This is a genomic window from Pedobacter sp. AC212 (assembly GCF_979258625.1).
Genome location: NZ_OZ409870.1, coordinates 3,980,208 through 4,000,478, shown reverse-complemented (window position 1 = coordinate 4,000,478; position 20,271 = coordinate 3,980,208). Strand labels below are relative to the sequence as shown.

Annotated in this window: 23 protein-coding genes and 1 tRNA gene; 15 read left to right on the top strand and 9 right to left on the bottom strand. The window is 36.0% G+C overall.

What is annotated here, in order from left to right; genetic code table 11:
• The first annotated feature begins 14 nt into the window (after nucleotides 1-14).
• From ACZZZC_RS17070 to ACZZZC_RS17035, 8 genes are all read left to right on the top strand, one after another.
• Complete coding sequence (locus tag ACZZZC_RS17070) at nucleotides 15-812, top strand: ABC transporter substrate-binding protein (RefSeq protein ID WP_463483244.1); 798 nt, start codon at nucleotides 15-17, stop codon at nucleotides 810-812.
• 43 nt (nucleotides 813-855) lie between these two features.
• Complete coding sequence (locus ACZZZC_RS17065; RefSeq protein WP_463483243.1) at nucleotides 856-1,161, top strand: lipoprotein; 306 nt, start codon at nucleotides 856-858, stop codon at nucleotides 1,159-1,161.
• Between the two features lie 157 nt (nucleotides 1,162-1,318).
• Nucleotides 1,319-1,400: transfer RNA gene (locus ACZZZC_RS17060), tRNA-Leu, on the top strand.
• Between the two features lie 136 nt (nucleotides 1,401-1,536).
• Nucleotides 1,537-2,889, top strand: a complete 1,353-nt coding sequence (gene tig, locus ACZZZC_RS17055; RefSeq protein WP_463483242.1) for a trigger factor — start codon at nucleotides 1,537-1,539, stop codon at nucleotides 2,887-2,889.
• Between the two features lie 57 nt (nucleotides 2,890-2,946).
• The gene (locus ACZZZC_RS17050) at nucleotides 2,947-3,309 is read left to right on the top strand and encodes a four helix bundle protein (RefSeq protein WP_463483241.1); all 363 of its coding nucleotides are present in this window, start codon (nucleotides 2,947-2,949) and stop codon (nucleotides 3,307-3,309) included.
• Nucleotides 3,310-3,368: 59 nt separating this feature from the next.
• Nucleotides 3,369-4,076, top strand: coding sequence for an ATP-dependent Clp endopeptidase proteolytic subunit ClpP (gene clpP / locus ACZZZC_RS17045; protein ID WP_056849709.1), 708 nt, complete (start codon nucleotides 3,369-3,371; stop codon nucleotides 4,074-4,076).
• Nucleotides 4,060-5,298, top strand: a complete 1,239-nt coding sequence (clpX, locus tag ACZZZC_RS17040; RefSeq protein WP_056849710.1) for an ATP-dependent Clp protease ATP-binding subunit ClpX — start codon at nucleotides 4,060-4,062, stop codon at nucleotides 5,296-5,298. The genes clpP and clpX overlap by 17 nt, the downstream gene beginning before the upstream one ends.
• 94 nt (nucleotides 5,299-5,392) lie before the next feature.
• Entirely contained in the window at nucleotides 5,393-6,256 is an 864-nt protein-coding gene (locus tag ACZZZC_RS17035; protein WP_265797650.1) for an AMP nucleosidase, read from the top strand.
• A 489-nt stretch (nucleotides 6,257-6,745) separates the two neighbouring features.
• Here ACZZZC_RS17035 and ACZZZC_RS17030 read toward each other — a convergent pair whose 3' ends face one another.
• Entirely contained in the window at nucleotides 6,746-7,606 is an 861-nt protein-coding gene (locus tag ACZZZC_RS17030; protein ID WP_010601359.1) for a sigma-70 family RNA polymerase sigma factor, read from the bottom strand.
• Between the two features lie 790 nt (nucleotides 7,607-8,396).
• Here ACZZZC_RS17030 and ACZZZC_RS17025 point away from each other — a divergent pair.
• The 3 genes from ACZZZC_RS17025 to ACZZZC_RS17015 are packed head-to-tail and all read left to right on the top strand — an operon-like array spanning nucleotide 8,397 to nucleotide 9,770.
• Entirely contained in the window at nucleotides 8,397-8,912 is a 516-nt protein-coding gene (locus ACZZZC_RS17025) for a DUF2975 domain-containing protein (RefSeq protein ID WP_463483240.1), read from the top strand.
• Nucleotides 8,913-8,914: 2 nt separating this feature from the next.
• Entirely contained in the window at nucleotides 8,915-9,553 is a 639-nt protein-coding gene (locus tag ACZZZC_RS17020) for a DUF2975 domain-containing protein (protein ID WP_463483239.1), read from the top strand.
• Between the two features lie 10 nt (nucleotides 9,554-9,563).
• Nucleotides 9,564-9,770, top strand: a complete 207-nt coding sequence (locus ACZZZC_RS17015; RefSeq protein WP_056849713.1) for a helix-turn-helix domain-containing protein — start codon at nucleotides 9,564-9,566, stop codon at nucleotides 9,768-9,770.
• A 404-nt stretch (nucleotides 9,771-10,174) separates the two neighbouring features.
• On the opposite strand, the gene sucC is transcribed toward ACZZZC_RS17015, so the two are convergent.
• From sucC to ACZZZC_RS16975, 8 genes are all read right to left on the bottom strand, one after another.
• A complete protein-coding gene (gene sucC / locus ACZZZC_RS17010; RefSeq protein WP_463483238.1) occupies nucleotides 10,175-11,374 on the bottom strand; it encodes an ADP-forming succinate--CoA ligase subunit beta in 1,200 nt (399 codons plus the stop codon).
• 266 nt (nucleotides 11,375-11,640) lie between these two features.
• A complete protein-coding gene (locus ACZZZC_RS17005; RefSeq protein ID WP_463483237.1) occupies nucleotides 11,641-12,348 on the bottom strand; it encodes a hypothetical protein in 708 nt (235 codons plus the stop codon).
• A 63-nt stretch (nucleotides 12,349-12,411) separates the two neighbouring features.
• Nucleotides 12,412-12,720, bottom strand: a complete 309-nt coding sequence (locus ACZZZC_RS17000) for a hypothetical protein (RefSeq protein ID WP_463483236.1) — start codon at nucleotides 12,718-12,720, stop codon at nucleotides 12,412-12,414.
• A 76-nt stretch (nucleotides 12,721-12,796) separates the two neighbouring features.
• Nucleotides 12,797-13,576 carry a ferritin-like domain-containing protein gene (locus ACZZZC_RS16995; RefSeq protein ID WP_463483235.1) on the bottom strand — a complete coding sequence of 260 codons (780 nt, stop codon included), beginning with the start codon at nucleotides 13,574-13,576 and terminating at the stop codon, nucleotides 12,797-12,799.
• Between the two features lie 124 nt (nucleotides 13,577-13,700).
• Nucleotides 13,701-15,284 carry a DUF4153 domain-containing protein gene (locus tag ACZZZC_RS16990; protein ID WP_463483234.1) on the bottom strand — a complete coding sequence of 528 codons (1,584 nt, stop codon included), beginning with the start codon at nucleotides 15,282-15,284 and terminating at the stop codon, nucleotides 13,701-13,703.
• A gap of 2 nt (nucleotides 15,285-15,286) precedes the next feature.
• Nucleotides 15,287-15,586: a hypothetical protein gene (locus tag ACZZZC_RS16985; RefSeq protein ID WP_463483233.1), complete on the bottom strand. Its 300-nt coding sequence runs from the start codon at nucleotides 15,584-15,586 to the stop codon at nucleotides 15,287-15,289.
• A gap of 56 nt (nucleotides 15,587-15,642) precedes the next feature.
• The gene (locus ACZZZC_RS16980; RefSeq protein WP_463483232.1) at nucleotides 15,643-15,939 is read right to left on the bottom strand and encodes a winged helix-turn-helix domain-containing protein; all 297 of its coding nucleotides are present in this window, start codon (nucleotides 15,937-15,939) and stop codon (nucleotides 15,643-15,645) included.
• A 1-nt stretch (nucleotide 15,940) separates the two neighbouring features.
• Nucleotides 15,941-16,618: a hypothetical protein gene (locus tag ACZZZC_RS16975; RefSeq protein ID WP_463483231.1), complete on the bottom strand. Its 678-nt coding sequence runs from the start codon at nucleotides 16,616-16,618 to the stop codon at nucleotides 15,941-15,943.
• A gap of 181 nt (nucleotides 16,619-16,799) precedes the next feature.
• Here ACZZZC_RS16975 and ACZZZC_RS16970 point away from each other — a divergent pair, with 181 nt between their 5' ends.
• From ACZZZC_RS16970 to ACZZZC_RS16955, 4 genes are all read left to right on the top strand, one after another.
• On the top strand, nucleotides 16,800-17,450 hold the full coding sequence (locus ACZZZC_RS16970; RefSeq protein WP_463483230.1) for an ABC transporter ATP-binding protein: 651 nt from the start codon (nucleotides 16,800-16,802) through the stop codon (nucleotides 17,448-17,450).
• 106 nt (nucleotides 17,451-17,556) lie between these two features.
• Complete coding sequence (locus tag ACZZZC_RS16965; RefSeq protein ID WP_463483229.1) at nucleotides 17,557-18,036, top strand: hypothetical protein; 480 nt, start codon at nucleotides 17,557-17,559, stop codon at nucleotides 18,034-18,036.
• Between the two features lies 1 nt (nucleotide 18,037).
• Entirely contained in the window at nucleotides 18,038-18,646 is a 609-nt protein-coding gene (locus tag ACZZZC_RS16960; protein ID WP_463483228.1) for an HAD family hydrolase, read from the top strand.
• A gap of 2 nt (nucleotides 18,647-18,648) precedes the next feature.
• Nucleotides 18,649-20,163: a S41 family peptidase gene (locus ACZZZC_RS16955; protein ID WP_463483227.1), complete on the top strand. Its 1,515-nt coding sequence runs from the start codon at nucleotides 18,649-18,651 to the stop codon at nucleotides 20,161-20,163.
• Nucleotides 20,164-20,271 lie beyond the last annotated feature (108 nt).

The following is a 20,271-nucleotide window of genomic DNA, read 5'->3' as shown; positions in this document are numbered from 1 at the left end:
TATAACTTTGCTTGATGCAAAAAACGTTCACCGATCAGATGGGGCGGAAGGTTACCTTCAATTTTCCGCCCAAACGCATTGTTTCTATTGTTCCCTCACAAACAGAATTGCTTTTTGATTTGGGTTTAGATCAGGAAATTATCGGCTTAACCAAGTTTTGCATCCATCCGATAGAAAAGTTTGCCGGACGTACGAAGGTTGGCGGTACGAAGAAACTTAATATCGACCTGATTAAAGATTTGAACCCCGATCTCATCATTGGGAATAAGGAAGAAAACACACAAAGCGATATTGAAGAGTTGGCGGAGCATTTTCCAGTTTGGATGAGCGACATTTTTACCTTAGATGATGCCATGAAAACCATCTCGCAGATTGGTGCACTGGTAGATCGTGACCCTGAAGCTGCATACCTTAACCACCTTATTTCAGCTGGTTTTAACGATTTGAAAACGTTAGCAGTTCAACACCAAATTGATAAAAAAGTTGCCTATCTCATTTGGCGAAAACCTTTTATGGCTGCAGGCAAAAACACTTTTATTGATGATGTGCTGCTCACCAACGGACTGACTAATGTTGTTCAACAAGATCGATACCCACAAATTACATTGGAGAAACTGAAAACTCTTAATTGTGAACTAATTCTACTTTCATCAGAACCCTATCCTTTTAAAGAAAAACATATTGAAGAAATACAGAATGCCATTCCAAATGCGAAGGTTATGTTGGTTGATGGAGAAATGTTCAGTTGGTATGGAAGCCGTTTAGTTAAGGCAGTTCAATATTTTTTCGAGTTTCAAAAAGAACTTTATTAGTCTTTCACTGTTCCTTTGTTTATAAAACTTAATATCTTCACCTATGAAAAAATTTATTTACCTCACATTATTTGTTGCTGCGGTTTCTGGATGTGGGATCATGCGAACTGCGTCTTCCGGGGAATCGATTTCAATAGAAGGCAGGCTAACCAAATTAGGAATGACGACTTATCAGTACGGAACCCATACCATTAGTTATGGCGGCAAAGCTTATGCGCTTAGAAGCAGTAGTTTAAATCTCGATACCTATGCCGATAAACAAGTAGTTTTAAGAGGTACCAAAGTCGCGGGTTACCCAATAGAGGGTGGGCCAGATTTGATAGAAGTTTCTGAAGTGGTGATGAAGTAGCAAAGCTGAAGATAATAATTAATATTATTTTGAAATTTTTGTCGTTCAGAATTAGCGACTTAGCTTTTTTAATAAAAAATAATAGATAAAAACTGGTGCATACCTTTTGATTATTCAATCTAGTTTCTATCTTTGCAGTCCTTAATACATCCTAACTGCGGAAGTGGCGTAATTGGTAGCCGCACCAGACTTAGGATCTGGCGCTTCACGGCGTGGGGGTTCGAGTCCCTTCTTCCGCACAACAAGATAAAGGCCGTTTCGATTTAAACATCGGAACGGTTTTGTTTTTAAAAACATTGATTAATAACAACGGGGGTGATTTGCGAACACTAAGCTTGTCTCACATCTCACTTCTAAATACTCATATCTCTAAAAATGAATATTACACAGGAAAAAACCGGCAACTTAAATGCTGTTGTAAAAATCAAAATCGCACCTGCTGATTATAGTCCGAAAGTAGAAAAAGCTATTAAAGATCAGGCTAAAAAAGCACAACTACCTGGTTTCCGTAAGGGAATGGTTCCTGCTGCTCATATTAAGAAAATGTATGGCAAAAGCATTTTAGTGGAAGAGATCAATAACTTATTAAATGATACGTTATCAAACTACATTGCTGAGCAAAAATTAGAAATTTTAGGTCAGCCATTGCCTCAAATGGATAACGAACGCGATTTTAAATGGGATAATACCGATGAATTCGAGTTCGATTACGAATTGGGTTTAGCGCCAGCGTTTGATGTTAATGTTTCTTCTAAAGATAAATTTACACAGTATGTAGTTAAAGCTGATCAGGAGACTTTAGAGAGCCGTATCAAAAACATCCGTCGCAGCTATGGTAAAATGACAAACCCGGAAGTTGCTGAAGAAGGTGATGTTTTATATGCTGAATTAGTTCAGTTAGGTGCAGATGGTTCTATTTTCGAAGGTGGCATCACAAATACTGCAACTATCCGTTTAGATTTAATCTCGGATAAAAAAGTTCTTAAATCGTTAGTGGGTTTAAAAAAGGATGATGTAGTAACAATCGATGTTCAAAAAACATTTGAAGATAAAGCGGCGATTGCTAAAGCACTAAATATTTCTGAAGAGGATGCAGCAGATTTAAAATCGAACTTCCAGTTGACAGTAAAAAATGTTAACCGTTTAGAAGAATCAGATTTAAATCAGGAATTTTTCGATAAAGTATTTGGCGAAGGCACAGTAACAGATGAAGCTGGCTTCAGAGCAAAAATTCAGGAAGAAGTAGAAAGTATGTTTACACAAGATGCCGAACGTAAATTATCAAACGATATTTACGAAGCACTTTTACAAAAACATGCTTTCGATTTACCGGATGATTTCTTACGTCGTTGGTTAAAAGCAACAAACGAAAAATTAACCGACGAAGAATTAGCAGAAGGTTATGATGATTTCGCTAAAAACCTTAAATGGACATTAATCGAAAACAAAATCATCAAAGATAACAGTATCGAAATTAAATATGAAGATGTTGTTGCAGCGGCTAAAGCGAAGTTAGATGCTCAATTTAGAATGTATAGCCCAAGCCCACTTCCAGAAGATCAATTGGCGCAATACGCTGTTCAATTTTTACAAGATAAAGAAAATGCGAACCGCACTTTCGAAGAAGTTAAAGCAGCTAAAACTTTCGAACAAATTAAAACTATCGTAACCTTGGATCAAAAAGAAATTGATTACGATAAGTTTGTAGAGTTGGATAAGAAGGACTAGCGTTAGGCGATTAGCGATAGGCGTTCAAAATGATTGATCGATTGCTTATATTTAGCGATGGCTCAACTTAAATTTCAATCGCTCGAAGTTTGGCAGTTATCTATCGAACTAACTGATAAATTACTTGATATAGCTGACCGATTGTCAGTCGATAAAAAATATAGATTTGCAGAGCAGCTCAATGGGGCTGCTCTTAGCATATCCAATAATATTGCCGAAGGTTCTGGTTCCATTTCAAACAAGGAATTTGCTCATTATCTGAATATTGCGCATAGATCTGCGTTTGAAAATGCTAATATTTTGGTGGTATTGGAAAGGAGAAAATATATTTCTGACATTGAACTGCTTTATTATCTCGAAGAATTAGATAAATTGGCACGGAAATTAACCAACTTCAGAAAATATTTGTTAAAATTATAATCCGGTTTGGCTTTCGTTAATCAACGCTCAACGCCAAACTCTAAACGCAATACAATATTATGAACATAGATTCACAAGAATTCAGAAAATTTGCCGTTAAACATCAGGGGATTGGCGGTTTACACGTAGATAAATTTATTGCACAGGCGAACATGAATCCACAGAACATGACGCCTTACATTATTGAAGAACGTCAGTTGAACGTAGCTCAAATGGACGTTTTTTCAAGGTTGATGATGGATCGTATTATCTTTTTAGGTGATGCAATCTACGATCAGAATGCTAATATTATTCAAGCTCAGTTATTGTTTTTGCAATCAACAGATGCTGATAGAGACATTCAGATTTACATCAATTCACCAGGTGGTTCGGTATATGCAGGTTTAGGTATTTATGATACCATGCAATACATTCAGCCAGATGTGGCTACAATTTGTACAGGTATGGCGGCATCAATGGGCGCTGTATTATTGGTTGCAGGAGCTAAAGGTAAACGTGCTGCGTTACCTCACTCAAGAGTAATGATTCACCAGCCATCAGGTGGTGCACAAGGTGTTGCATCTGATATGGAGATCAACTTGAGAGAAATGTTAAAATTGAAAAAAGAATTATACGATATTATTTCACAGCACTCTGGCCAAAGTTATGATTGGGTAGAGAAAGCTTCAGATCGCGATTACTGGATGACTGCCGATGAGGCAAAAGGATTTGGTATGGTTGATGAAGTTTTATCGAGAAACTCAAAAAAAGATGGCGAAACAAAATAAAGAATCCCGTTGCTCATTCTGCCATTCTGGCAAGCATGAAACTTTGATGTTAATTGAAGGCATGGATGCATTTATCTGCGATAAGTGCGTTACTCAGGCCAATCAACTGCTTGCACAGGAATTAGGAACCAAAAACACTAAAAATATCCAGGCTGCCATTTCTTTACTTAAACCGTTAGAAATAAAGCAGCATCTGGATCAATATGTAATTGGTCAGGATGATGCTAAGAAAGTGCTTTCAGTTGCAGTTTACAACCATTACAAGCGTTTAAATCAAAAAGTTGATAAAGACGAGATTGAGATTGAGAAATCGAATATCATGCTGGTAGGTGAAACAGGTACTGGTAAAACCCTTTTGGCTAAAACCATTGCGAAAATTCTGCACGTACCATTTTGTATTTGCGATGCAACGGTTTTAACGGAAGCAGGTTATGTAGGAGAGGATGTTGAAAGTATTTTGACACGTTTACTTCAAGCTGCTGATTACGATGTTGCTGCCGCAGAACGTGGCATTGTATATATTGATGAAGTGGATAAGGTTGCCCGTAAAAGCGATAACCCTTCAATCACTCGTGATGTATCAGGCGAAGGTGTTCAGCAGGCATTACTGAAAATTTTGGAAGGTACGGTCGTAAATGTTCCACCTCAAGGCGGACGAAAACACCCCGATCAGAAAATGATTCCTGTAAATACTAATAACATTCTGTTTATCTGCGGAGGTGCTTTTGATGGTATTGAACGTAAAATTGCAAATCGTTTGCGTACGCAGGCTGTTGGTTATAAAGTGAAGAAAGATGAGACCGTTTTAGATCTTAAAAACCTTTACAAGTATATCACACCTCAGGATTTAAAATCTTTTGGATTAATTCCAGAGTTAATTGGTCGTATTCCAGTTCTTTCGCATTTGAATCCGTTGGATAAAGAATCGCTGCGCAATATTTTAACAGCACCTAAAAACTCATTAATTAAGCAATATGTTAAGCTTTTTGCTTATGAAGATGTTAACTTAGTTTTTGAAGATGATGTTTTGGATTTTGTTGTCGACAAGGCAATGGAGTACAAACTGGGCGCTCGTGGTTTGAGATCGATTTGTGAAGCGATTATGTTGGATGCCATGTTCGACACGCCGACGCAAACGGATGTCAAGGAGTTGCACATCACGCTCGATTATGCGATAGAAAAATTTGAAAAGGCCGACTTTAAGAAGTTACAAGCCGCATAAAAATTCAAATCCTTCCCGAGCATCGGGAGGGATTTTTTTTAATATAATATTTATTAACGCTAAGCGCCAAGCGCTTTGCTCAAAGCCTTAAAATATGAATGAAGAAAAAGACGTAAAAAAAGACGAAGCCATAGTGGAGAAAGCCAAAAAGGTTAAAGAGGTTGAAAGTCCTGTTAAATCTGGTTTAAAATCGAAAGATGAAATTGTTAAAAATTGGTTGCCAAGATACACCGGCCGACCGCTGGATCAATTTGGTGATTACATTTTGTTAACTAACTTTAGTAAGTATGTGAGCATGTTTTCGGAGTGGAACGACAATGCCCCAATTATGGGTTTGGATAAGCCTATGCAAAGTGTTACTGCAAATGGAATTACCATTATCAACTTCGGCATGGGTAGTCCGCTTGCAGCAACTATGATGGATTTGTTGACAGCGATAAAGCCAAAAGCAGTTTTGTTTTTAGGTAAGTGTGGTGGCTTAAAGAAGAAGAACCAATTAGGCGATTTAATTTTGCCAATCGCAGCAATTAGGGGAGAAGGAACCTCAAACGATTACCTTCCTGCAGAAGTGCCGGCATTGCCAGCGTTCGCGTTGCAGAAAGCAATCTCTACAACTATCCGTGATCATGGTAGAGATTACTGGACCGGAACTTGTTACACTACAAACAGAAGGGTTTGGGAGCACGACAAAGAATTTAAAAAGTATCTCAAAACTTTAAGGGCGATGGCAGTTGATATGGAAACAGCAACGGTATTTACTACTGCCTTTGCAAACAAAATTCCAGCAGGAGCATTGTTATTGGTTTCAGACCAGCCAATGATTCCAGAGGGTGTTAAAACTGCAGAAAGTGATAGTGCTGTAACGGAGAAGTATGTCGAAACCCATTTAAGAATTGGAATTGATTCTTTAAAGCAACTCATAAATAATGGACTTACAGTTAAACATTTGTTGTTTTAACAATTTGTCGTGATTGCGAGGAACGAAGAAATCTAGGAAGAAAAAACATATCAATTTAAGATCGGTTTACCGATCTTTTTTTATGTGCTAGCTGACCACATCGCCAGGACTACTTGAAATATCAGCGATCGCTTTAGGATTCCCACTTGCCTGGGACTGACGGGCTTAAATGTTCGAAGTTTTTGATATCATCGCTCGTCTTTGCGAGAAGGTACGACGAAGCAATCTCATTCGAGTATTATATCGCAGAAGTGAGATTGCCACGAAACGATGAAGAATCGTTTCTCGCAATGACGAGAGAGGGTTCGGAAAGCGCAAGATTGCCTTTTTGTTGTAAAATACAACTTCCTGCTGCCTTGCTGGGAAACGCGATAGTGGCTTATAGCTAAGTTGATATAAGCATAATTTTCTTTGAAAATTTAGCGCATAAAAAAAGACCGACGAATTTGTCGGTCCCTAGATATTACTGTTATAACAAAAGTTATAATTTTAGCCCAAATAAGATTTTAAGATTTTACTTCTTGAAGTATGACGTAAGCGTTGTAGTGCCTTATCCTTAATCTGACGAACACGCTCACGGGTTAAGTTAAATTTTTCACCAATCTCTTCTAATGAAAGCGGATGGTTTGAACCTAAACCAAAGAATAACACGATGATTTCTCTTTCTCTTTCAGTTAAAGTAGATAAAGAACGTTTAATTTCTTCTGATAATGATTCGTTAATTAATGAACTATCCGTGTTCGGCTCATGGTTTTCCAACACATCTAACAATGTATTTTCTTCACCTTGAACGAATGGAGCATCCATTGAAACGTGACGGCCGGAGTTACTTAAAGTATCCGAAATTTTATCAACAGTAGTCTCTAAAATATCTGCCAATTCTTCTGGCGATGGCTCACGCTCATATTCTTGCTCTAGTTTAGAGAAAGCCTTGCTGATTTTACTTAATGAACCAACTTGGTTTAAAGGTAAACGTACAATACGGCTTTGCTCTGCAATAGCTTGCAAAATTGATTGACGGATCCACCAAACGGCATAGGAAATGAACTTGAAACCTTTAGTTTCATCAAAACGTTTTGCCGCTTTAATTAAACCTAAGTTACCTTCATTAATTAAATCGCCTAAAGTTAAACCTTGATTTTGATATTGTTTTGCAACAGATACTACGAAACGTAAATTGGTCTTAGTTAATCGCTCTAATGCAGCTTGATCGCCTTCACGAATCTTTCTTGCTAAAATTACCTCTTCCTCTGCTGTTATTAAATCTACTTTACCAATTTCGTGTAGGTACTTATCTAACGACTGACTTTCACGGTTGGTAATGGATTGCGTTATCTTGAGTTGTCTCATTTATACGTTTTGTGTGCTCTTTAATTGTTGAAGTGTGCAAAGTTACGAAATTGTATAGCAATCCGAAAGGATAAAATACTGAAAATGTTGCTGTTTGCACACGTTTTTTATAGTTTTACTTATAACAAAAATCATTCCAATAAAGTTTTTGTCAGTAATTACTAACACTATCTTAGTATCATTGATTTGCATATATTATTTATTGTAAATCAATAAATATATTTTGTTTTGTAATAATTTATTTTTTATGTTTGATAAGTAAATTATTGAAAATATATGACGATTATAAAATCCTTATCTCAGGGGATGAAACCGAAAAGTACTGGTAGGTTCACGGTTTTTGGTATAAGAGCATTTATTGGTATACTGGAAATGTCTACGATTCTCTACCTTTTTAATTTTTTTGATTCAAGAATTTCGAATGATTACAAATTTATTATGGTTTATTGTCAACCGCATTTTACATCCTTTTCTTTGTCCTTTTGAGCTGGTACATTAAAATTTCTACTAGTGATGATTCAAATAGCCAAAGAATCAAATGGCTCATCATTGTTCAGTGGATCTCAATTTCTATTAGTGTCACTTTGATTTATATTAGTGCTCAAATAAACACTGTGGTATGGCCAGAAGTTATAGTGGAAAAAGTTTTATACTTATTCAATACAGTATGGCCTAATCTTTTCGTTCCGAACCTAAGTTTTATCATTATAACCAATATGATCTTTTACACTACAGCTATATTAAGAAGAAATAGGGATTTAAAACAAGAAAACGATTTAACGATATGATTATGAAAATAGATAAACAAATAACCATTATAAAAACAGCGTATGTTATATTGTTAGCTGTTGTGATTCTTTTGAGTGTTAGTGATGCCTCTAAGGGATTTTTAGAGGGTTGGCAAGGTGTTCCTTCGAATAAATCTGGTAGCATTATAGCTGGCGAACTTAGTGTGTTTCTTCAACTTTTGTCAGGAGTATTCGTGTTAACTAGTGCTTATTTAGGATCAAGAATTATTGCGATGCTTTATGCATTTATCAATTCGGCAAAGAGTGATAATGTTTTTAACGTTATAAATTATAAAAGACTTTTGTCGATGGGCATTAACTCAATGATAACTTCGTTTTTGGTTTATTTCTATAATTTAATCGGATTATATGCTAAAGATGGTGTGTTTAAAATCGATACTATCAGAGAGGCAGACTTTAATTTTTGGTTATTTGTATTTGGCCTAACGTTAATAACTATAGCTTTAGTGTTCAGAAAAGGAATTGAATTGAAACAAGAAAGCGATTTAACTATATAATTATGATAAATTCACGATCTCTATCTTTTTACAAATTTCTTATCGATTCCTCTTGGTATCTTGGCATCGCTATTTGTTGCGTTTGGGCTATCATGTGCTTTAAATCTGTTATTTCAGATGATAAAATACCGGGGGTAGACTTGGTGGAATTTGAATTGACTTTAAACGCCCCTCATCCAACTTTAACAACCCTAAGCGACACCTTTAGTTTCGAAATAAATAAACCTGCAAAAGTCACAGCAACTTTGTCTGACTTCAAAACACAGCAGTTAATTAATCCATTTGCATTGAGCTATTTTACCTTCGTTATTATCGGCCTAATATTTTCCTTTTATCAACTTAAACAAATTAAAGACTTGATTAATGATGTTATCAAAGGGGAAATTTTCACGACTGAAAATATTAATCGTTTGAAGAAATTTGGCATCGTTGAATTGCTTTATATTCCGATAAGCATTCTGTATTATTATTTAACATCTTATATATTCGAGCACTCCACAATTTTTAATCACGATTTAAAAGTTTCGATGGATGGGAAGGAACTTGGGCAATTTTTAATGCATGGATTGGAATATTTAATTTTCGCTGGGATATTTGCATTTGGTCTTAAACTTAAACAAGAAAACGATTTAACCATCTAAATTATATTCAATGCCAATTATTATAAATTTAGATGTAATGCTTGCTCGTCGCAAAATGTCGCTTACCGAATTAAGTGAACGCGTTGGGATTACGATGTCCAATTTATCCATCTTAAAAACTGGTAAAGCAAAGGCAGTTCGGTTGGAAACCCTGGAAGCTATCTGCAAGGTTCTGGATTGCCAGCCAGGAGATATTTTAGAATTCAGAGCTAATTAGCTTACGAGGTTTAAAAGGATTGAATTCGAAGGAAGGACTTCGTCGGTTTTTGGCGGTTCAATTTTATTTGCCACGGAAACACGAAAGACGGAAAATGCAATGAGTTTCAAAATTTCGTTTCTTGAAATGAATTATATTAAATAAACCTAAGGGATAGAATGGATGCCGATTTTTTTATCGGCAGGAAGGATAGCAGGACTTTCGGAACCGAAGCACATAGAAACCTGATTTACAGAAAAAAGCAAATGAGATTGCCACACTCGATGAAAAATTGGCTTCGCAATGATGGCAATTTTGGAAACAAAAAAACCTTCCAGTTTGCACTGAAAGGTTTTTTATTATTCAACAAGCTTTGAGTTTTAGTCTTTCAACTTTTAACTCTCAACTTTCAACTTTCAACTTTTTTATGCTTGTTCAGCCAAAACTTTAGTTACTAAATCTGCAGCTTCTTTTAAAGCGATTGCAGAGTAAACTTTAAGTCCTGATTCATCGATTAATTTCTTAGCTTCTTCTGCGTTTGTACCTTGTAAACGGCAAATGATTGGCACAGGAATATTTCCGATCTCTTGGTAAGCATCGATAACACCTTGCGCAACTCGGTCGCAACGAACAATACCACCGAAAATGTTAATTAAGATAGCTTTAACGTTAGGGTCTTTTAAAATGATGTTAAAAGCCGCTTTAACGGTTTGTGCATTTGCAGTCCCACCAACGTCTAAGAAGTTAGCAGGTTCACCACCAGCCAATTTAATAATATCCATTGTCGCCATTGCCAAACCAGCACCATTAACCATACAGCCTACGTTACCATCAAGGTTAACGAAGTTTAGGTTAGAAGCACTTGCTTCAACTTCCATCGGATCTTCTTCAGCCGTATCACGCATTGCTGCATAATCTGGGTGACGGTATAATGCATTTTCGTCAATATCAACCTTAGCATCAACAGCGATCACTTTATCATCAGAAGTTTTTAACACTGGGTTAATTTCAAACATCGATGAATCGGTAGTATCGTACGCTTTATATAAAGCAGTTACAAATTTAACCATCTCTTTGTGTGCAGCGCCGCTTAAACCTAAGTTAAAAGCTACTTTGCGAGCCTGGAAGCCTTGTAAACCAACTTTAGGGTCGATTTCTTCTTTAAAAATTAAGTGTGGAGTATGCTCAGCAACTTCTTCGATATCCATACCGCCTTCAGTACTGTACATAATAATATTGCGACCTTTTGCACGATCTAACAATACTGAAATATAATATTCTTTAGTTTCAGAAGCACCTGGATAATAAACATCCTGAGCGACTAAAATTTTACTCACCAATTTACCTTCTGGTCCGGTTTGAGGGGTAACCAATTGCATACCAAGGATATCGGTTGCACGTTGTTTCACTTCGTCAAGGTTTTTGGCTAATTTAACGCCTCCTCCTTTACCGCGACCACCTGCGTGAATTTGCGCTTTAATTACAACCCAATCAGAGTTATAATCAGTTTTCAGTTGCTTAGCAGCCTCAACAGCTTGCTCTGGAGTGTCGGCAACAATTCCTTCTTGAACGTTAACACCGAAACTTTTTAATATTTGTTTACCCTGGTATTCGTGAATATTCATTTGCTACAAAATTTGCCCAAAGCTACAATTTCAAACCCTTTAAACAAATAGATATTTCCGTTTTTTTGTAGAAAATGAACGTTTTATGTTAATCCGGAAAAGTAGTCTTGCCCATGCTGCAATTTTTTAAACTTGTAGAGTATACAGCTTTCTTTCCAATTTGATATTAAAGTTGTCAACTCTTAAAAAGAATCAAAAGTATTCCCGCTTTTCAAAGGATTTATCCAACTGCGGCTAGCGTTTTTGGATTGGGTCGCTTGCAAATTTTATAAGACCTTTTTAGCGAGTTCTTTTACCTCATTTCTAAAAGCGGTATCGAACACAGGTTTGGCTGGAGCTCCGGTTTTAAGGCTGTATACGAAATACTCCATCTCATCTTTGTCATCAAAAATCTTATCACCATTTGTATCCTTTATCAGATCCATTAAGATTAAATCATGCTTTTCATCAATTTTCCAATTCTGTATAGAATAATTTTCAGGAGAAATTTGAACAAAGGTTTTGCCTTCCAAGCTGGATAAAAACAAGTTTCTAGGGTCTGCAGATGTTAACTTTTTGTCACCGTCAAAATCAGCATTGGTAACCTCGTAATAGATAAAATTATTCGCTAGTAAAGCGGATTGGTTTGGGTTTTTATCTGGGTTACCAACATTAAAACTGTTGATTATCAGTTTCTCACGGGTTAATAATTCACTTTTGCCCGATATCACGTTATAAAATGCTAAATTCCAATAGTTTATTCCTCCGTCGCGTTTGTAGCTATCAGATTGGCCATCATTTAACTGTAATGGATAAATAATCAGATCCTTATTTTCGATTATGATCGAAGAGCTATATTTTACCTTTGGCGCTTTTGGTTCTTCGCTGGTTCCTGATGGATTATCTACTTCTGTAGAAATTGTTCTTTCTTGATTTGAGCAGGATAACATTAATAAATTAATGGTGATGACTGCAATGAGCGTTATGGTTTTCATAATGTAGCTGGATTCTAATGATTCGAGAAAAATGGAAAAGTTTCTGGTTTATGCAATGTGGAATTAACTTCCAGCTATTGGCGACCCAAAAATACCGACAGCCATTTCTGCCCAAATTAAAAACAGTGCAATTAAAATTACCACCAAAGCAATGGTTCTGCTGGTGCCAGTTTTCATATTTCTAATCACCAGTTCGATGGCTAAACCTGTACTTAATAGCAATACGCCAGCGGCAACAAAGTCTGATAGTGTCCAATTTACTTCGTTGGTAAATTGCATTGCAACCAAGGGAATACATAAAATGAATGCGATCACGCTCAAAATAATTGTGATTCTTAACTTAAATGGGCTTACTGTTTCTTGATTTTTCATGATGTTATTTGTGTTAATTAATTTATACATTTTTAATATTTGTTGCAAGTGAAATCATTTGTCTGCTTAATGAGAACTATTGTACCGTTTGAATAATTTTTGGAGTTGGTTGATGACTGATATTTTCATAGCTCGAGCCATACAGGGTGCTTCTTCCAGCAACCTTCTTCAGCTTGAGTTTCATTTTGGAGAAATATTTATTGAAGTTCATTTTGCCGGCTTTGAACAATTTCTGATGCGCAAACCATACTACCAGACTTGTGCATATAAAGAAGCAGGAATAGGCATGATAGGCGATAAATTTCGAAATTGGGTTTTTGTTGCTAAAAATGATATAAAGTCTTTCCTTTTGAAAAGTGATGTGTGCTGCTTCATCAATTAAAATATCGGTACAAATTTGTTTTAATAGTGTACAGTTTGTCGCATCTTTCAATGCCTGATAGAAAATCTGCGCAGCGCTTTCAACAGTTATGACAGCAATCGTCCACAGCTCCATATTTGTATTATAATATCTTATTTTTCTAAATAAGCTATCGCCCCAATCTTTTTTAATTCTGGGCGCTTCAATTAGGTCAAGATATTTTCCTAGGTTGTTCCCGTGTTTTTGTTCTTCTTTAATAAATAATTTAACAGCAATAGGATAGTGGAGGTCATTAATTTCGGAGGCATATTTCTGTGCTGCGTGTTGTAAATGTTCACCTTCCGAAGTTTCTCCTAGTTGCCAAGCCTGTAATGATTTCAAAATGTTGCTCCTTTCCAGGTCTGTCAGTATTGGTTTTAACTGCCAATCAACCCGGCAAAAAGCTGCGTTTTTAGTGAAATAATCAGTCCAATATTGTGATGAATGAATTTGCATGGTATTTATTTTGTATTTGGTTCATTAATATGCATTTCAATTGTACTTTCTATAAAGTTGGCTAAAGCAAACCATGCTAATGATGCCAGAGCTAGAAGCATAATTATAATTTTGTAATGCCTTTTCATCTTTCTATTCCAAAATATTTTGCCGTATTCCAATCCTGCAAATTCCATGAAAGCCAGCTAACCCCTTTGTATCGCTCTTTAAAAAAACCTATTCGTTGATCAAGCTTTAATTGAAGTTGATCATTTGTAGCACCAATGAGAATTGTACCTTTAGGCGCAAGGCTTCCGAAATTTCCGTCGGCTAAATCAAGTTCCCTTCTGTGCTGATCAATTGTTGGAAGCGTTTTATCTGATAAGGAAAGTAAATAATCCGAATCGAATGCGATGGTTTCTCTGTGCGCTAAATTGTATTTTACAATAACAACATCCCAATTCACCATTGTGAAAACCAATAATAGGAGATACCAAATATTTCCATTGATCTTTAGCAGATAGAAGAATGTTTTTTGCTTGGCTATTTTCAAATAAACAGTGCTTAAGCCCACTAGGCAGAGTGTGGCAAATACAATTACGCCTATACGTTTATAAGTGAGACCATAAACTTCAATATAATGCGCATCTCTAATGAAAACAGAAATAATTAATAGAAAATTCTGGATCATCCACGCAAATGCCAAAATTTTTAACGTTCTGCTTTTTGAATAGAAGTTTAAATTTCCTCTAAAAAAGTAAACAATAATGGCCATTGCTAAAATGATACTGAAGATGAGGGCGGTTGTGCCATCGTGTAATTCGGCGGCATAGTTCGTTTCGGCCAATTGCTTCCCTTTACCAAGCCATAACCACCAAATATCGATTCCATTTAGCATCAGTAATAAAAAGTTTAAAGCAACAAAAGAAATCACCGCGACAATGTATTCGGTTTTCAGCGCCATTTTTTTTGAAATCACTCTACCCATAAACATTCCGGCAACCTCATTCCAAAGGCTTTTAATTCTGCTCTTAGTTTTATTTCGATGCAGATCTTCATTCAGATTCAATTCAATCTTTTCAAAAACACGATCGTAAAAGGTGATGAGTAATCCCCCGGTTAAGGCTAAGCCGAGACCAAAATGAATGAAGCGCTCGAAGCTTAAATCATTGAAAATAAAGCCAAATAAATCTGTTAATATCTTTGCAATGCTATCTCCAAGTTCGGAAGCATATTTTTCAAAAATTGCGTTAGCTCCACTGTAGATGCCGATGAAAATAAATACCATAATGATTGGCAGGATAATGTATTTTAATGGCCTTAGGAATGGTCTAAATTTGAAATTCCCGATTTGAAGATTGGATAGTCGCCTAAATGCGGTTGCAGGGATGGCAATAATTTGTAGTGCTGTGGCCATAAGTGCTACCCAAACCGATCTGATGCTTTGGTAGTGGGAAAAACCGACAAATAGTAAAAAACTGATATAGTATGTAGCAAGCGATAAATCGGAATTGTTAACCACCACCATAACTGCTGCAAGTAAATGGGCCATTGCGTAGAGTTTAAATTTCTTCGTTTTAGCAACCTCGCTGTTGAAGAAGGTAATGCCTAAGATAAATACGCTGTAAATGAGTAGGTTAAGTGCCAATCTTTCTGACCAAAACATCAAGTTAAATAGTATCCCTCCAATAAGGGTAGCGAGTAGGAGGTAATTAGATTTCGTTTTCATTTTTATAATGATTTAAGTGCGATGAAACAGTAGAAAATACTTAATGGGATGTTTGCCAGCATGAAAATCATCGTGGCAACTATTTTACGCCAATAATGCTTGTGGGTATAGCATGAAATCGCAAGGACTGTGAAGAAAATGCCATTAATTAATGCGGCGATTAATAAATACCCTAATCCCAAAATCGGGGTTTCTCCCCTGAAAAGAAGAAAGAAAAGAAAAATTGAAGTTCCGATTGATGCGGAAATTATGGCTAGTTGCCTGCATTGATTGATAATCTGTGGCTCTGCTTGATTATTCATGGATTTTAGGTCTAAAAGTGCTTTGAAATTCAAAGTGTATTTTCAAAAAAAATAGTTTAAAGTTTATTAATCATTTTTTCAAGTGCATCTAAATGCGCTTTAAAAGCTTGTTTTCCTAAATTGGTAATAGAATAGGTGGTGCTGGTTTTACGCCCGATAAAACCTTTATGTACCGCAATAAATTCGGCTTGCTCCAGTGTATTTAAATGCGAAGCTAAATTTCCATCTGTGAGTTCGAGCATCTGTTTCAAATCATTAAAGCTAATTTCATGGTTAACGATCAGCATCGACATTACGCCGAGCCGAATTCGGCTGTCGAATATTTTATTAAGATCTGCTATTGGATTTTTCATTTTATTGGCCTTTCTCGTATTTAAAATACATCACCAATCCATAAACAATATGAAGTACGCCGAAGCCAATTGCCCAAAATATTAACCCGTAACCCACATAAAACATACAAATTAATCCTAAAATGATTTCCAGGAAGCCCAGATAGCGAATATCGCTATAGGTATATTTACTTGCGTTAATGAGCGACAGCCCGTAAAAAATGAGGCAAGAAGGCGCAATAATAGCATAAGTATGAGCATGATTAATCAGCAACGCGATGATAAATAATCCTCCAGTTACCAATGGAATAGCCAAATTGATTAACAGTGATTTGGAGGTTTTGTCCCAGATTGGTAAATTATTCCGTTGACTTTTTCGATAAGTAAACAAAATTCCACCCGCTAAAGCAATTACCAACACAAAAACACCCAGTTTGATTAAGTTAAATTCCAGGTCTATTTCGCCTTCTATTCCATAACTATAACCTCTTTTGTTGATGAATTTTTCAATTTCATCGTTTGCAAAGTAGGCACCCATTAAAGCTATAACTCCAGCAAATACGCCAGATAAACCACTTAACGAGATAAATCTTGAAGATCTATCCATCATTTGTCTGATGTCTTTTAATGCGTTTAGTTGTTCCTCAGAATTACTCATTTTGAAAGTGCTTTGTTTTTCAAAGTTAAATAAGATTCTCATAACTGCAAACTTTTTTTTAATAAATTGATTTTAGAGATGATTATCGGATTGATTACGAAGATTAAGGACTTACACAGATTGACGAATAATAAAAATGTAGATGGGGTGTTATATATCAAGCCTTATACTTACAACCTGTAACTTATCATTCACAAAGCAAAAATTTAACTATTTTTACGCCATGCTAAAAGCCACTGGAATAAGAAAATCATACGGAAACCTGCAAATATTAAAAGGTGTTAATTTTGAAGTTCAGAAAGGGGAGATCGTGAGTATTATTGGTCCGTCTGGTGCGGGAAAAAGTACTTTACTCCATATTTTAGGTACGCTAGATAAACCTGATGACGGGACAGTGGAGCTTAAAGGAACCATCATAAATAAATTAAGTGGAGAATTGTTAAGCGCTTTTCGCAACCAAAATATTGGTTTTGTATTCCAATTCCATCATTTATTGCCTGAATTTAGTGCGTTGGAAAATGTATGTATTCCGGCTTTCATTGCTAAAACGAATAAAAAGCAGGCAGAAACCCGAGGTTTGGAATTGCTTGATTTATTTGGTTTGAAAAACAGAGCTCATCATAAACCCAACCAATTATCGGGTGGAGAACAACAACGGGTAGCCATTGCAAGAGCACTAATTAACAATCCATCAATTATTCTGGCTGACGAACCTTCCGGAAATCTTGATTCAGAAAATGCATCAGCCTTACACCAGCTTTTTGTAACACTTCGAGATAATTTTCAGCAAACGTTTGTAATTGTAACGCATAACGAACACCTGGCTAAAACAAGCGATCGTGTCGTAACGATGAAAGATGGTTTGATCGTTTAGAAAGTTGCCATTTATCAATTACCAGTTATCAACTGCCTGTTATCTACTACCAATTATCAATTTCCCATTTCCCATTCAACACTGAGTATCAAATAACATTTAAACATTGAAAATATTAATTACCGGCGGAAATAATGCCAAAGCCTTAAAGTTAATGAAGGCATTTCCTAGTCATTTTGTTCTGCTAGCCGACTATGGCGACGTTCCGGGTATTGTAACGAAAAATTACGCTTTTACTTCATTGGGCAAGCTCAATCAAGATAGTATTGCACATTTATTATTGAATTTTTGCATCACTGAAGCTATTGATTGCATCATCCCGTTACACAATTATGAGATAGAACCTCTCGCAAAATCAGCCGTTTTGTTTGGTGAATATGGCATTCAGGTGTTAACTCCACCAGCAGATTCGTTACTGAATTATATTTCGCTTGAAAAGACCAACTATGTAAACTATGCGGTATTCATTCAAGGTGAATGTATTTTCGCTAGCGGTGCTGAAATTTTTAAAAAACAGAACCAAGAACTAAACGGAGTTTTCGGTTACAACAATCCTAACGATGATTTAAAACTCCTTATGATTTAAGATGGATGCATACGAGCTAGTAAAAAATAAGCAGATCGTCATTTTTGAACTTGATAATGTGCTTTACCCTGAAAAGGATTATCTGCTTCAGGTTTATTATTTATTTGCCCAGTTTATCGAATATAGCGAGCAAAAAAATGCACAAGCTATCTTAGATTTTATGAAAGGTGAATTTGAGCAATCAGGAGTAGGAGATTTATTCTTAAAAACAGCGAAGGCTTTTGAAATTGACGCCAAATACCAATACAATTTTGATTTGCTTCATCAAAACGCCCGACTGCCTTTAAAACTTTTATTGTTCAAAAACCTGTTAGAGTTTATGCAAGAGTTGGTAATTGAAAGAAAAAAAATATTCATCGTGACGGCTGGAAATCCAGATCAGCAGCTTAATAAAATTAAACAAACAGAATGGAACGGACTGGAAAATTACCTAACGGTATACTTTGCAGATGAAATGGGAGTAGAGAAGGCAGAAATATTTCAGAAGATCCTAAACGACAACAATTTATCGCCAGATGATACGTTAGTTGTGGGGGCAAATAATTTTGATGAACAACAATCCAAGTTAATGAATTTGCCGTATATTGTGTCACTGGAAATTTACAAATAGATATGTTAAGAAAAGTTAATGTGAAGAAGAGCATTTTGTTCTTTTTAGTTGGATCGGCTGGTTTTTTAGCTTCTTGTAAAAAGAACAATACAGAACCTGATTCAGATTCATCTACTCCTGTAGCAGAAAAAAATACACTGCAAACTCCAACTTCAAACCGTGATTATTTAACCCGCGATTCTATCTTTTTATATGCGAAACAAACTTACTTCTGGAATGTGGGCATGCCTGATTATGATACCTTTAATCCACGCAAGTATGCGAACGATGATCAAGTATTAGCAGCGCTTGCGGCATTGCCAAGCACAGGTGGAAAAGATAAATATTCGTTTATTGATAATGGTGCCGTTGCCGGGCAATTGGGCGGTGTAAGTGGTGATTATGGTTTTTCAGCAAATTACGATGCTAATAATTTATTGCGGGTTAAATCTGTTTACGCTACTTCTCCTGCGGCTCTTGCTGGTTTAAAAAGGGGCTATCAAATTACCCGGGTGAATGGCAGAACAACCTTAAGAACCAGTCAAAGCGATATCGATAATTTAAACGATGGTATTTTTGGTAGTAACCCTAGTATTTCAATGACTGTTGTAAAGCCTGATGGTACTTCACAAGATTTGGTAATTAACAGAGGCAGTTATAATATTAATCCTATTCTATACTCAAATACATATACTGTAGGGGCGAAAAAAGTTGGTTATATTGTTTTTAACAGCTTCACCACCAATTCTGTTCCTTTATTGGATGCTGCTTTTACTAAGTTTACAACGGATGGAATCACAGAACTAGTAGTTGATTTGCGTTACAATGGCGGAGGTTCGGTTGCAACATCAGAAGCTTTTACCAATTTAATAGCTCCTGCATCGCAAAATGGAAAAATAATGTATACCACTTATTGGACCAAAACCATGCAAGATGGTCAGGCAACGATTTTAGAAAATCAAAAATTTTATGGCAAAGGTAATGATGGGGTAACAAGATTATATTCTTTCTTCGATTATTCATATAAACCTACTCCAGCTGCCGGAAATCAAGAAGTTTTTGCTAAACGCGGAAGTTTAAATGGACTAACAAGGGTGTATTTTTTAGTTGCAGGCGGAACAGCATCTGCAAGCGAGTTGTTGATTAACAACTTAAAACCAGTAATGGATGTAAAGTTAATTGGCAGAAAAACATACGGCAAACCAGTTGGGTTTTTCTCTCTCAGAATCGATAAAAAAGACTTGTACATCCCTCAGTTTCAAACTAAAAATCAGTCAGGCTTCGGCGATTATTTCGATGGAATGGCAGTAGATAAGGATGTAGTTGATGATTTGACTAAAGACTTTGGAGACCCATCAGAAAAATTATTAGCCCAGGCTTTAAATTATTCTGCTACAGGCGCATTTACCTCATATTTAAAAGAAAGCACATTAAGTAGCACCTCTGGCGTGTCTAGGCAGGTAATTGATAGCAATAACGAAAAACTTGACCACGAATTTAAAGGAATGATCGAAACTCGAAAACTGAAGTTCAAATAACAGGAAATTAAAAATTTAACCTCGATGAAAATCGAGGTTTTTTTTTGTTAATTATTATATAAAATGAGTGTTTGCGGTTGTTTTTCTTCGAAAAAATTAATAAGCTTG

Coding starts and splice junctions, on each gene's coding strand:
- clpX (WP_056849710.1), top strand. CDS start 4,060: ATGGCGAAACAAAATAAAGAATCCCGTTGCTCATTCTGCCATTCTGGC.
- ACZZZC_RS17000 (WP_463483236.1), bottom strand. CDS start 12,720: ATGAAAAATCAAGAAACAGTAAGCCCATTTAAGTTAAGAATCACAATT.
- ACZZZC_RS17005 (WP_463483237.1), bottom strand. CDS start 12,348: ATGAAAACCATAACGCTCATTGCAGTCATCACCATTAATTTATTAATG.
- clpP (WP_056849709.1), top strand. CDS start 3,369: ATGAACATAGATTCACAAGAATTCAGAAAATTTGCCGTTAAACATCAG.
- ACZZZC_RS17015 (WP_056849713.1), top strand. CDS start 9,564: ATGCCAATTATTATAAATTTAGATGTAATGCTTGCTCGTCGCAAAATG.
- ACZZZC_RS17065 (WP_463483243.1), top strand. CDS start 856: ATGAAAAAATTTATTTACCTCACATTATTTGTTGCTGCGGTTTCTGGA.
- ACZZZC_RS17070 (WP_463483244.1), top strand. CDS start 15: ATGCAAAAAACGTTCACCGATCAGATGGGGCGGAAGGTTACCTTCAAT.
- ACZZZC_RS16980 (WP_463483232.1), bottom strand. CDS start 15,939: ATGAAAAATCCAATAGCAGATCTTAATAAAATATTCGACAGCCGAATT.
- sucC (WP_463483238.1), bottom strand. CDS start 11,374: ATGAATATTCACGAATACCAGGGTAAACAAATATTAAAAAGTTTCGGT.
- ACZZZC_RS16960 (WP_463483228.1), top strand. CDS start 18,038: ATGGATGCATACGAGCTAGTAAAAAATAAGCAGATCGTCATTTTTGAA.
- ACZZZC_RS16955 (WP_463483227.1), top strand. CDS start 18,649: ATGTTAAGAAAAGTTAATGTGAAGAAGAGCATTTTGTTCTTTTTAGTT.
- ACZZZC_RS16990 (WP_463483234.1), bottom strand. CDS start 15,284: ATGAAAACGAAATCTAATTACCTCCTACTCGCTACCCTTATTGGAGGG.
- ACZZZC_RS16970 (WP_463483230.1), top strand. CDS start 16,800: ATGCTAAAAGCCACTGGAATAAGAAAATCATACGGAAACCTGCAAATA.
- ACZZZC_RS16975 (WP_463483231.1), bottom strand. CDS start 16,618: ATGAGAATCTTATTTAACTTTGAAAAACAAAGCACTTTCAAAATGAGT.
- ACZZZC_RS17030 (WP_010601359.1), bottom strand. CDS start 7,606: ATGAGACAACTCAAGATAACGCAATCCATTACCAACCGTGAAAGTCAG.
- ACZZZC_RS17050 (WP_463483241.1), top strand. CDS start 2,947: ATGGCTCAACTTAAATTTCAATCGCTCGAAGTTTGGCAGTTATCTATC.
- ACZZZC_RS17035 (WP_265797650.1), top strand. CDS start 5,393: ATGAATGAAGAAAAAGACGTAAAAAAAGACGAAGCCATAGTGGAGAAA.
- ACZZZC_RS17020 (WP_463483239.1), top strand. CDS start 8,915: ATGATAAATTCACGATCTCTATCTTTTTACAAATTTCTTATCGATTCC.
- ACZZZC_RS16985 (WP_463483233.1), bottom strand. CDS start 15,586: ATGAATAATCAAGCAGAGCCACAGATTATCAATCAATGCAGGCAACTA.
- ACZZZC_RS17025 (WP_463483240.1), top strand. CDS start 8,397: ATGAAAATAGATAAACAAATAACCATTATAAAAACAGCGTATGTTATA.
- tig (WP_463483242.1), top strand. CDS start 1,537: ATGAATATTACACAGGAAAAAACCGGCAACTTAAATGCTGTTGTAAAA.
- ACZZZC_RS16995 (WP_463483235.1), bottom strand. CDS start 13,576: ATGCAAATTCATTCATCACAATATTGGACTGATTATTTCACTAAAAAC.